This is a genomic window from Aeromonas sp. QDB18, from assembly GCF_027705325.1.
Classification (GTDB): Bacteria; Pseudomonadota; Gammaproteobacteria; order Enterobacterales; family Aeromonadaceae; genus Aeromonas; species Aeromonas caviae.
In genome coordinates this window covers 62,810-74,676 of the sequence record NZ_JAPDBQ010000005.1, presented here as the reverse complement: position 1 = coordinate 74,676, position 11,867 = coordinate 62,810, and the positions used below count along the sequence as shown (strand labels likewise).

The 11,867-nt window shown below is 61.1% G+C and carries 9 protein-coding genes; 5 read left to right on the top strand and 4 right to left on the bottom strand.

Annotated features, from left to right (window positions below):
- Nucleotides 1–379: 379 nt before the first annotated feature.
- Together nadC and OKC30_RS02060 are read right to left on the bottom strand one after the other, a co-directional pair.
- Complete coding sequence (nadC, locus tag OKC30_RS02065; RefSeq protein ID WP_160837327.1) at nucleotides 380–1,255, bottom strand: carboxylating nicotinate-nucleotide diphosphorylase; 876 nt, start codon at nucleotides 1,253–1,255, stop codon at nucleotides 380–382.
- A gap of 3 nt (nucleotides 1,256–1,258) precedes the next feature.
- Nucleotides 1,259–1,729 (bottom strand): retropepsin-like aspartic protease family protein, encoded by a 471-nt coding sequence (locus tag OKC30_RS02060; RefSeq protein ID WP_160837325.1) that lies wholly within the window; start codon nucleotides 1,727–1,729, stop codon nucleotides 1,259–1,261.
- A 128-nt stretch (nucleotides 1,730–1,857) separates the two neighbouring features.
- Between OKC30_RS02060 and ampD the strand changes: the two genes are divergently transcribed.
- The 5 genes from ampD (at nucleotide 1,858) to lpdA (ending at nucleotide 9,807) form a co-directional block, all read left to right on the top strand.
- Nucleotides 1,858–2,430 carry a 1,6-anhydro-N-acetylmuramyl-L-alanine amidase AmpD gene (ampD, locus tag OKC30_RS02055; protein ID WP_053288099.1) on the top strand — a complete coding sequence of 191 codons (573 nt, stop codon included), beginning with the start codon at nucleotides 1,858–1,860 and terminating at the stop codon, nucleotides 2,428–2,430.
- Between the two features lie 276 nt (nucleotides 2,431–2,706).
- Nucleotides 2,707–3,471, top strand: a complete 765-nt coding sequence (gene pdhR / locus OKC30_RS02050; RefSeq protein WP_010675815.1) for a pyruvate dehydrogenase complex transcriptional repressor PdhR — start codon at nucleotides 2,707–2,709, stop codon at nucleotides 3,469–3,471.
- An 83-nt stretch (nucleotides 3,472–3,554) separates the two neighbouring features.
- Nucleotides 3,555–6,215 carry a pyruvate dehydrogenase (acetyl-transferring), homodimeric type gene (gene aceE, locus OKC30_RS02045; RefSeq protein WP_104452205.1) on the top strand — a complete coding sequence of 887 codons (2,661 nt, stop codon included), beginning with the start codon at nucleotides 3,555–3,557 and terminating at the stop codon, nucleotides 6,213–6,215.
- 120 nt (nucleotides 6,216–6,335) lie between these two features.
- Nucleotides 6,336–8,231, top strand: a complete 1,896-nt coding sequence (gene aceF, locus OKC30_RS02040) for a pyruvate dehydrogenase complex dihydrolipoyllysine-residue acetyltransferase (protein ID WP_160837323.1) — start codon at nucleotides 6,336–6,338, stop codon at nucleotides 8,229–8,231.
- A gap of 148 nt (nucleotides 8,232–8,379) precedes the next feature.
- Entirely contained in the window at nucleotides 8,380–9,807 is a 1,428-nt protein-coding gene (gene lpdA, locus OKC30_RS02035) for a dihydrolipoyl dehydrogenase (protein WP_010675812.1), read from the top strand.
- Between the two features lie 73 nt (nucleotides 9,808–9,880).
- Here lpdA and OKC30_RS02030 read toward each other — a convergent pair whose 3' ends face one another.
- A complete protein-coding gene (locus OKC30_RS02030; RefSeq protein ID WP_017779057.1) occupies nucleotides 9,881–10,063 on the bottom strand; it encodes a hypothetical protein in 183 nt (60 codons plus the stop codon).
- Nucleotides 10,064–10,207: 144 nt separating this feature from the next.
- Nucleotides 10,208–11,854, bottom strand: a complete 1,647-nt coding sequence (locus OKC30_RS02025; protein WP_143238133.1) for a methyl-accepting chemotaxis protein — start codon at nucleotides 11,852–11,854, stop codon at nucleotides 10,208–10,210.
- Between the last annotated feature and the right edge of the window lie 13 nt (nucleotides 11,855–11,867).

Genomic DNA, 11,867 nt, shown 5'->3' with positions numbered 1-11,867 from the left:
GATCTCGCACCTCGATAACTGTACGTAAGATCAGTATAGTTCGTGGTAACTGACTGCTAATCATGGGTAATCAGGTATCCTTTTTTCCATGGTTCCTGATAAGCGCCGGTGGAATGCTATCCACGTTGGTATCTTATCCGAGCGTTTCGGGTTGGCAACAGAGGCTGGGCCCTTGTTAACCACTTTTGTGTCATTTAGTGAAAGTTGTAGAAAAATCAAAGATTAAATGGTGTCTCTTGGCACTATTCAAGGTTGGGGAGGGCCCATCTTCACACTCCTTATGTCGTAGGATCCTGCATAAAGAAAAGGCGCCGATGGCGCCTTTTGCAAGTTTCGAGCCCTGTAATATTTCTGGCCCCAAAGAGTGGTGTTGACCCGCTCAGCCCTTGGCCGCGCCTTCCATAAAGCGCATCGAGAGATCCAGTGCCCGCACGTGTTTGGTCAGGGCGCCCACCGAGATGAAGTCGATCCCGGTCGCGGCGTATCCGGCAAGGGTATCGAGGGTGACGTTGCCGGAGACCTCCAGCTTGGCTCTGCCCTGATTGAGGCGAACGGCTTCCTGCATCATGGGGATGTCGAAGTTGTCCAGCATCACGATATCGGCCCGGGCTGCCAGCGCCTGCTCCAGCTCGGCCAGGGATTCGACCTCCACTTCCACCGGCTTGCCCGGATTGAGGTGGCGAGCCTCGGCAATGGCCTCCTGAATGCCGCCACAGGCGAGGATGTGGTTCTCCTTGATGAGATAGGCGTCATAGAGGCCGATGCGGTGGTTTTTGCCGCCGCCGCAGGTGACCGCATACTTCTGGGCGGTGCGAAGGCCGGGCAGGGTCTTGCGGGTGTCGAGCAACCGGCAGTCAGTTCCCTCCAGCTCGGCCACATAGCGGGCGGTCAGGGTGGCGACGCCGGAGAGGGTCTGCACGAAGTTCAGGGCGTTACGTTCGCCGGTCAGCAGCACGCGGGCGGGGCCATGGAGGCGGAACAGCTCCTGATTGGGGGCAAGGCGTTCACCATCTTGCACTTTCCACTCGACCTTCACTTCGCCACCGAGCTGGGCAAACACCTCGTCGACCCAGGGCTGGCCGCAGAAGACGCCCGCCTCGCGGGTAATGACTCGCGCCGTCGAGATGCGATCCGCCGGGATCAGCTGGGCCGTGATGTCGGCGCTGGCATCCGGTTGATCCAGTGCGGTGAGGGCATCGCCCAAGTCTTCGAGAAGTGCGGCGCGCACGGCGCGGCTGATGTCCTGTTGTAACATGCCTTATTCCTGCAAGGGTCTGAGAAGCAACTGCCTGTCTTTCTGGCGTAATTCCAGCCGGCCCAGGGCATTCATGCCCACCAGGATCTCGTCCCCGTCGGCTGCCGGATTGATAAAGACTGACAAATCGTACAGGGTCAGCGGACCCATCGCCAGACTTTCGATCCGGCTGGTTTCGACCTGGATCTCTCCGGCCGCCGTGTTGACCCGGCTGCGGCCGGTGGCGACGAGGCCGAGGCGGGAGGCCACCTGGCTCGGTATGGTCACCCTGGTCGCGCCCGTGTCCAGCAGCAGTTGCACCGGCTGGTCGTTGATGGCACCCTCCAGTCGATAATGGCCGCTGGCATCGGCCCTGAGCAGCAGATCGCCGCTGGCGGTCACCGACGGTTGTTCGCGACCGTGAAAGTAGAGGGTCAGCAGACCCAGCAGCGAGAGCCAGGCGAGCAGCCAGAGACGGCGTGCCATCGGGTGCATAGTGTGTCCCATATCGCGCGAGTGAATGGCTCAGCCTAACATAGCGTTATCCATGAATTCAGAGACTTGTTCCCAGTTTTCCCATCCCGCCAGAGGCACATCGCTTCCATTTGTGAGTCGAGCAGACGATGACACAACCCACAACCCTGTTTTCCATCGATCGTGAAGGATGGTGCGAGCAGGCCCGCAAGGTGCCTTCCCCCCATCACAATGAGAGGCTCAGCCCGGAGGATGTCTCCTTGTTGGTGATACACGGCATCAGCCTGCCCCCCGGGCAGTTTGGTGGCCCTTTTATCGACGATCTGTTTCTGGGGCGCCTCGATCCCGGTGCTCACCCCTATTTCGCCGGTATTCACCAACTGAGGGTCTCGGCCCACTGCCTGATCCGCCGCGATGGGGAACTGGTACAGTACGTGCCTTTTGGCGCCAGGGCATGGCATGCGGGAGTCTCGATCTGGGAGGGGAGGGAGGCATGCAACGATTTTTCCATCGGGATCGAACTGGAAGGGACCGACGAGCTTCCCTACAGCGACAAGCAATACGAGGTGCTGTCGGACCTCAGTCGGGCGATTGTTCACCGTTATCCCGCCATCACGGCGGACCGTATTGTCGGTCACTGCGACATCGCGCCGGGCCGCAAGACGGATCCGGGTGACAGTTTCGAATGGCCTCGCTATCGGGAAAAGCTTCACTTTGAGTGAAAAATCTAAAAATTATTTTGTGTTTTTAGAATCAATGGCTTGCCTTGTCTGGCAAGCCATTTTTCATGTTGTTGGCCAAATGTTATCGGTGAGCAAGCTGACAAATATTGGTCAGACCATTTTCTATGAGCTATATCATGATTCCGCGTTTTTACCCCCAAAGTGGCAACCGAGCTTCTTGATTCAGATCATCTTTTGGGTGGACTTTTTTCAAGCCCTCTGCTAATTTTCGCCCCAACCATAAAATTGGTAATACCAATTTAACAAAGTAGCCTCATGCCCTATATCAAGATAACTCAGCCCAAGCTGGCCGACGCCATCGTCGCCGAGCTGGAAAGCATGATTCTGGAAGGCAGCCTGCAGCCGGGCCAGAAGTTGCCGCCCGAGCGGGAACTCGCCATCCAGTTTCAGGTGTCGCGCCCTTCCTTGCGCGAAGCCATCCAGCGCCTGGAAGCGAGAGGACTCTTGTATCGTCGTCAGGGCGGTGGCACTTACGTACAAAATGCCCTGAGCAAGGGGATCGCCGACCCCCTGTTCGAACTGCTCAGCACTCACCCGGAAGCCCAGTACGACCTGCTGGAGTTTCGTCACGCGCTGGAAGGCATCTGTGCCTACTATGCGGCGCTGCGGGGCACCGAGGCTGATTTCGAACGGATTCGCCTGGCGCAAGCCGCCATCGAAGAAGCCGGTCAGCAAGGGTCGCTGGTGGTCGAATCGGCCGCCGTGACCCAGTTCTATCTGGCCGTGGCCGAGGCCTCCCACAACGTGGTGCTGCTGCACCTGTTGCGGGCCATGGGCCCCATGCTCGAGCAGAACATTTTACGCAATAACGAAATTTTGAATCGCCGTCCGGGAGTGGTCGCCAAGATCCGTCGCCATCGTGCGAGCCTGATCGAGGCTATCCTGTCGGGGGCTCCGGAGCGGGCCAGGGCTGCTTGTCATGAGCACCTGGCCTTTATCGAGGACACCTTGTTGGATATGCAGAGGGAAGACAGCCGGATCCAGCGATCCATGCGTCGGATCCGTCAGCAGGAAAACTAATCCCACAAGGCTTTCTTAATTGTCGAATGCTTGCGCCCTTCGCCGTGCAATGCCGTGCAATCACAACAACATAGGAACCAGCCATGTCTGATATCCTGAAGAACGATGTGGACCCGATAGAAACGCTGGAGTGGCTTGCCTCTCTGGAATCCCTGCTGCGTGAAGAGGGTCCGCAACGCGCTCAGTTCATCCTTGAACAGTTGGCCGAGAAAGCCCGCGCAAGCGGTGTGGACGTGGCTGCCAAGGCAAACCGCGACTACATCAACACCATTCCGTCCAGCGACGAGCCGGCTTACCCGGGCGACCTGGAAATGGAACGCCGCATTCGCGCCATCATCCGCTGGAACGCCATGATGATCGTGCTGCGCGCCTCCAAGAAAGACCTGGACCTGGGTGGTCACATGTCTTCCTTCGCTTCTTCCGCGACCATCTATGAAGTCTGCTACAACCACTTCTTCCGTGCCCGCAACGAGAAGGACGGTGGCGATCTGGTCTACTTCCAGGGTCACATCTCCCCGGGCATCTACGCCCGCGCATTCGCCGAAGGTCGCCTGACCGAAGAGCAGCTGGACAACTTCCGTCAGGAAGTGGATGGCAAAGGTATCCCTTCCTACCCGCACCCGAAACTGATGCCGGAATTCTGGCAGTTCCCGACCGTTTCCATGGGTCTGGGCCCCATCGCCGCCATCTATCAGGCGCGTTTCCTGAAGTACCTGACCGACCGTGGCATCAAGGATTGCTCCGAGCAGACCGTTTACGCCTTCCTGGGTGACGGCGAGATGGACGAGCCGGAAGCCAAGGGTGCCCTGACCGTTGCAGTGCGTGAAAAGCTCGACAACCTGGTGTTTGTGGTTAACTGCAACCTGCAGCGTCTGGATGGTCCGGTTGTCGGCAACGGCAAGGTCATCAACGAGCTGGAAGGCCTGTTCGCCGGCGCTGGCTGGGACGTGACCAAGGTCATCTGGGGTCGCAAGTGGGATGAGCTGCTGAAGAAAGATACTTCCGGCAAGCTGATCCAGCTGATGAACGAGACCGTGGATGGTGACTACCAGACCATGAAGTCCCGCGACGGTGCCTACGTGCGCGAGCACTTCTTCAACCGTTATCCGGAAACCGCCGCGCTGGTCAAAGACATGACCGACGAGGAGATCTTCGCCCTGAACCGCGGTGGTCACGATCCTCGCAAACTGTTCGCCGCCTTCTCCAAGGCTGCAGCGACCAAGGGCAAGCCGACCGTGATCCTGGCCAAGACCATCAAGGGTTACGGCATGGGTGAAGCGGCCGAAGGCAAGAACATCGCTCACCAGGTCAAGAAGATGGACCTGGGCTCCGTGCGTCACCTGCGCGATCGTTTCAACCTGCCGGTCACCGACGAGCAGCTGGAAAACCTGCCGTACCTGAAGATCGAAGAGGGTACCGAAGAGCACAAATACCTGCACGCCCGCCGTGCCGCGCTGAAGGGCTATGTACCGACCCGTCTGCGCGAGAGCACCACCAAGCTGGAAATCCCGGCGCTGGATGCTTTCGGTCCGCTGCTGGGTGAACAGGCGCGCGAAATCTCCACCACCATGGCGTTCGTGCGTTCCCTGAACGTGATGCTGAAAGACAAGTCCATCGGCAAGCGCATCGTCCCGATCCTGGCTGACGAAGCCCGTACCTTCGGTATGGAAGGCCTGTTCCGCCAGATCGGTATCTACAGCCCGCACGGTCAGCAGTACACCCCGCAAGACCGCGACATCGTCTCCTACTACAAGGAAGACAAGCAGGGTCAGGTTCTGCAAGACGGTATCAACGAGCTGGGCGCCATGTCCTCCTGGCTGGCTGCTGCGACCTCTTACAGCACCAACGACTGCCCGATGATCCCGTTCTACATCTACTACTCCATGTTCGGCTTCCAGCGGATCGGCGACATGGCGTGGGCAGCCGGTGACCAGCAAGCCCGTGGCTTCCTGCTGGGCGCGACCTCCGGTCGTACCACTCTCAACGGAGAGGGCTTGCAGCACGAAGATGGTCACAGCCACATCCTGGCCAACACCATCCCGAACTGCATCTCCTACGATCCGTCTTACGCCTATGAAGTGGCGGTGATCGTACAGGACGGCCTGCGCCGCATGTACGGTGAGAACCCGGAGAACGTGTTCTACTACATCACTACCCTGAACGAGAACTATGCCATGCCGGCCATGCCGGAAGGCGCCGAGGAAGGCATTCGCAAGGGTATCTACAAGCTGGAAACCGTGGCCGGCACCAAGGCCAAGGTACAGCTGCTGGGTTGTGGTTCCATCCTGGGTCACGTGCGCACCGCCGCCCAGATCCTGGCCAGCGAGTACGGCGTGGGTTCCGACGTGTTCAGCGTCACCTCCTTCAACGAACTGGCTCGTGACGGTCAGGACGCGGATCGCTGGAACATGCTGCACCCGACCGCCGAAGCGCGTGTGCCCTACATCGCTCAGGTACTGGGCAGCGAAGCCACCATCGCCGCGACCGACTACATGAAGTCCTTCGCCGATCAGGTGCGTGCCTTCGTTCCGACCGAGAACTACCGTGTACTGGGTACCGACGGTTACGGCCGCTCCGACAGCCGTGCCAACCTGCGTCGTCACTTCGAAGTGAACGAGTTCTACGTAGTGGTTGCTGCCCTGACCGAACTGGCCAAGCGCGGCGAGGTAGACAAGCAGGTTGTGGCCGAAGCCATCGCCAAGTACGGCATCGATGCCGACAAGGTCAACCCGCTGTACGCGTAAGAGGATTGAGTGTCGCGCCGGGTATCCGGCGCGACCTTGCCTGGGTTTAAACGGATAACGCGGGATGCGCGTGGTGATGCCCAGGCTGCCACGCGGATGCACGCAAGAGGATAAAGCGCAATGTCCAAACAGATTATGGTGCCGGATATCGGTGCCGATGAAGTTGAAGTCACCGAGATCATGGTGGCCGTGGGTGACAAGGTCGAGCTGGACCAGTCCCTGATCGCCGTGGAAGGTGACAAGGCCTCCATGGAAGTGCCGGCCCCCGCCGCCGGTATCGTCAAAGAGATCCTGATCAAGGTGGGCGACAAGGTTGCCACCGGTTCCCAGATCATGGTCTTCGAATCCGAGGGGGCTGCCGCACCTGCTCCGGTCCAGGCTGCTGCCCCGGTTGCTGCCGCGCCGGCCGCTGCTCCTGCTGCTGCCGCTCGCCAGGACGTCAACGTGCCGGACATCGGTGGTGACGAAGTCGAAGTGACTGAGATCATGGTTGCCGTGGGCGACATGGTTGAAGCCGACCAGTCCATCATCGCCGTGGAAGGTGACAAGGCCTCCATGGAAGTGCCGGCACCGTTCGCCGGTCGCGTGGTCGAGATCAAGGTTGCCGCCGGCGCCAAGGTTTCTACCGGCTCCCTGGTGATGGTCTTTGAAGTGGCGGGCGCTGCCCCGGCCGCTGTTGCCGCGCCGGCTCCTGCTGCTGCCCCCGTGGCTGCCGCTGCTCCGGTTGCCGCCGGTGCCAAGGACGTCAACGTGCCGGACATCGGCGGTGACGAAGTGGAAGTGACCGAAATCATGGTCGCCGTGGGTGACAAGGTTGAAGCCGACCAGTCCCTGATCACCGTGGAAGGCGACAAGGCCTCCATGGAAGTGCCTGCGCCGTTCGCCGGTGTGGTCAAGGAGATCAAGGTGAAGGCGGGTGACAAGGTCTCCACCGGTTCCCTGATCATGGTATTCGAAGTGGCGGGTGCCGCTCCGGCTGCCGTGGCTGCTCCGGCTCCTGCCGCAGCACCTGTTGCTGCCGCTCCGGCTGCCGCCGCTCCTGCGCCGGTTGCCCAGGCTGCTGCCGCCTCCGATTTCGTCGCCAACGACGCCTATGTCCACGCCTCCCCGGCTGTACGCCGTCTGGCGCGCGAGTTCGGTGTCAACCTGGCCAAGGTGAAAGCCTCCGGTCGCAAGGGTCGCATCGTCAAAGAAGACGTGCAGGCTTACGTGAAGGATGCGGTCAAGCGCGCCGAGTCCGCTCCGGCTGCCAGCACCGGCACTGGCAACGGCATGAGCGTCGTGGCCTGGCCGAAGGTTGATTTCAGCAAGTTCGGCCCTGTCGAAGAGCTGGAACTGACCCGTATCCAGAAGATCTCCGGTCCTGCCCTGCACCGCAACTGGGCCATGATCCCCCACGTCACCCAGTTCGACGAAGCCGATACCACGGATCTGGAAGCGTTCCGCAAAGAGCAGAACATCCTGGCCGAGAAGCAGAAGCTGGACGTGAAGATCACCCCGCTGGTGTTCATCCTGAAGGCGGCCGCCAAGGCCCTGGAAGCCCATCCGCGCTTCTGCAGCGCCCTGTCCGAAGACGGCAGCAAGCTGATCATGAAGAAGTACATCCACATCGGTGTGGCGGTGGATACCCCCAACGGTCTGGTGGTTCCGGTGGTTCGCGACGTCAACAAGAAGGGCATCCACGAGCTGTCCCGCGATCTGGCCGAGATCTCCAAGAAGGCCCGTGCCGGCAAGCTGACCGCTGCCGACATGCAGGGCGGTTGCTTCACCATCTCCAGCCTGGGTGGCATCGGCGGTACCAGCTTTACCCCGATCGTCAACGCGCCGGAAGTGGCCATCCTGGGCGTCTCCAAGTCCGAGATGAAGCCGAAGTGGAACGGTAAAGAGTTCGTGCCGCGCCTGATGCTGCCGCTGGCTCTGAGCTACGACCACCGCGTCATCGATGGCGCCGACGGTGCCCGCTTCATCACCACCCTGAGTGGTGTGTTGTCCGACATTCGTCGACTGGTCCTGTAAGTGAGAGGGCGGGCCCAGAGCCCGCCCTTTTTGCTTCTCATTTCGTTAACAGGATTGTAAACTTGCCCCGTTTTTTTCACGGCTGCAGCGGCCTTGTTTGGCATAAGACTGTGCTGTCCGGGGATATAAGAACGACAAAGAGGTCATGATGAGTAAAGAAATCAAAACCCAGGTCGTAGTACTGGGTGCTGGCCCTGCCGGTTATTCCGCTGCCTTCCGTGCGGCTGACTTGGGTCTGGATACCATTATCGTCGAGCGTTACTCCACCCTGGGTGGCGTCTGCCTGAACGTGGGTTGCATCCCGTCCAAGGCACTGCTGCACGTCGCCAAAGTCATTGAAGAAGCCAAGGCGCTGGCCGAGCACGGCATCGTCTTCGGTGCCCCGCAGACCGACATCGACAAGGTGCGTCTGTGGAAAGAGAAGGTCATCAACCAGCTGACCGGCGGTCTGGCTGGCATGGCCAAGATGCGTAAAGTCCAGGTCGTGAACGGCTTCGGCAAGTTCACCGGTCCGAACACGCTGGAAGTGGAAGGCGCCGACGGCAAGACCACCGTCACCTTCGACAACGCCATCATCGCCGCCGGTTCCCGTCCGGTGAAGCTGCCGTTCATCCCCCATGACGACCCCCGCGTATGGGACTCTACCGATGCGCTGGAGCTGACGACCGTTCCTGGCAAGCTGCTGGTCATCGGTGGCGGCATCATCGGTCTGGAGATGGGTACCGTGTACTCCTCCCTGGGTTCCGAGATCGACGTGGTGGAATTTGCCGACCAGCTGGTACCGGCTGCCGACAAAGACATCGTCAAGATCTACACCAAGCGCGTTGCCAAGAAATTCAACATCATGCTGGAGACCAAGGTCACCGCCGTTGAAGCCCGTGAAGACGGCCTGTACGTCTCCTACGAAGGCAAGCACGCCCCGGCCGAGCCGGTTCGCTACGACAACGTGCTGGTTGCCGTAGGCCGTGTGCCGAACGGCAAGATGCTGGATGCCGAGAAGGCCGGTGTTGCCGTCAACGAGCGCGGTTTCATCGAAGTCGACAAGCAGCTGCGTACCAACGTGGCCCACATCCACGCCATCGGCGACATCGTCGGTCAGCCCATGCTGGCCCACAAGGGTGTACACGAAGGCCACGTGGCGGCCGAAGTCATCGCCGGCAAGAAGCACTACTTCGACCCGAAAGTGATCCCGTCCATCGCCTATACCGAGCCAGAGATGGCCTGGGTGGGTCTGACCGAGAAGGAAGCCAAGCAACAGGGTCTGAACTTCGAAGTCGCCACCTTCCCGTGGGCTGCTTCCGGTCGCGCCATCGCGTCCGACTGCTCCGACGGCATGACCAAGCTGATCTTCGACAAGGAGAGCGGCCGCGTCATCGGTGGTGCCATCGTGGGTACCAACGGCGGTGAACTGCTGGGTGAAATCGGTCTGGCCATCGAGATGGGTGCCGACGCTGAAGACATCGCGCTGACCATCCATGCTCACCCGACTCTGCACGAGTCCGTGGGTCTGGCTGCCGAAGTGTTCGAAGGCTCCATCACCGACCTGCCGAACGCCAAGGCCAAGAAGAAAAAATAATCTTCTGCCCGTTTCATAAGAAAAGCCGCTCCATGGAGCGGCTTTTTGTTGTCTGTCTTTCGGCACCCAGCGGTCAGCAGCGCCCCTTCTTGGCCTGTCCCGGTGGGCAGAAGGTACCGTAGCCTCCGCGATCCCCGTCGCTGACCCGGATCCGGGTATCGTCCACGCTCACGTCGGCACCGTGCACCCGCACGGGCCCGCTGCTGCAGGCGCTGAGCAGCCCCCCCAGCACTATCATCACGACCAGCTTGCCCATAACTCCTCCTCTCATTTTCCTGATTATGGGGCATTTTCAGAAGCCGGTGGAGGTGGCGCAAAAGCGCCTGCGTCACGGCTTGCCGTGGTGGCGACAGAGGGCGCCGCTGCGCCCTCTGTCGGGTGATGAAATGGGAGTCAAAAGTTACAGCCGGAAGTTGCCGACCAGCTTGTCGAGCTCGCCGGAGAGGTGCTGCAGGTTGCGGCTCGACTCGGTCAGGTGATGGGCGATATCGGCGGTCTCCATGGTGAGCTGGTTGATGTCTTCCACGTTGCGGTTGAGTTCGCCCACCACGCTCGACTGCTCTTCGGTGGCGGTGGCGACCTGGATGTTCATGTCGCTGATCTGGGTGATGTGCCCGGTGATCTGGTCGAGGGCGCCGTTGGCCTCGTCGGCCTGGGTCACCACCCGCAGGCTCTGGTTGCGGCCCTGGGCCATGGCGCTGACGGCGCGGGCGCTCTGCTCCTGGAGGCTGTTGATCATGCCCTGGATCTCGGCGGTGGAGGCGGCGGAGCGGCTGGCGAGGTTGCGTACCTCGTCGGCCACCACGGCGAAGCCACGGCCCTGCTCGCCGGCGCGGGCGGCCTCGATGGCGGCGTTGAGGGCCAGCAGGTTGGTCTGCTCCGAGATGCTGCGGATGGTGTCGAGGATGCTGCCGATGGAGTCGGTCTGGCTCGCCAGGGACTCGATGACCCCGGCGACCTGTTCGATTTCACCGGAGAGGCCGACGATGCCGTGACGGGCCTGGGCGACGACCTGGGCCCCCGCATCGGCCTGCTCGTTGGCCTGCTTGGCGACGTCGGCGGCGAGAGACGCATTGCCGGCGATCTCGGTGACGGTGGCCCCCATCTCGTGGATGGCGGTAGCGACCTGGACGGTGCGATCCCGCTGGGCGGTGCAGTTGTGCTGGGTGAGCTGGGCCTTGGCGGCCACCTCGCTGGCGGTGGCGGCCACCTGGCGGGAGTTGCTCGCCACCTGCACGATGGCACCGTGGATCCGGGTCACGAACTGGTTGAAGCTGTGGGCAATCTCGGCCAGCTCGTCCTTGCCGGTGAGACTGGCGCGGCTGTCGAGGGCGAGGTGGCGGGCCACTTCGCCAATATGGGATTGCAGGAAGGAGACCCGGCGGCGCAGCCCGATGAGGATGAGGGTCGAGACGAGCAGCGAGATGGCGATGGCGATGACGATGATGGCGATCATCTGGGTACGACCGCTGTCATAGCTGTTTTCGCTCAGGTCGTTGCGATGCTGGGCCTGACCTATCAACCCGTCGAGCAGCTCATTGGCGCCCTTGCGCATGACCCCGTAGCTCTGGCTGTAGCGATCCCGGTAGATGGCGCGTGCCTCGTCCATCTTGTTGTCAGAGAGCGCCTGCAACATGGGGGTCAGCTCATCCCGCTCCACCCGGGTGAATTGATCGAGCAGGGTCTGGGCCTTGGCCCGGGCGTCCGGATCGACCTGGGCCTTGACGGCCTGCTCCATGGCCTGGCGCATCTCGGGAATGTCTTCCTCGCGTGTCTCCTTGACCCGGGTCAGCACCCCCTTTTCGTCGCGCAGGGAGGTGTCCTGCAGCAGCATCATGTCGATGCCGACGCGCATGCGCGGGATGCGGGAGGCCACTTCCGCCATGGCCCGCATGGGGGTGGCGGTATTCTGGAACAGCTCTTCGGCCTGCTGCCTGATGTTGTCCATGCTGCGCAGACTGGCGGCGCCAACCAGCAGCAGGGCGAGACAGGGCACGGTGACGGCCAGGATCAGTTGGGTTTTGATGGTGAGGTTGCCTGCCAGCATGTTGACTCCTTGG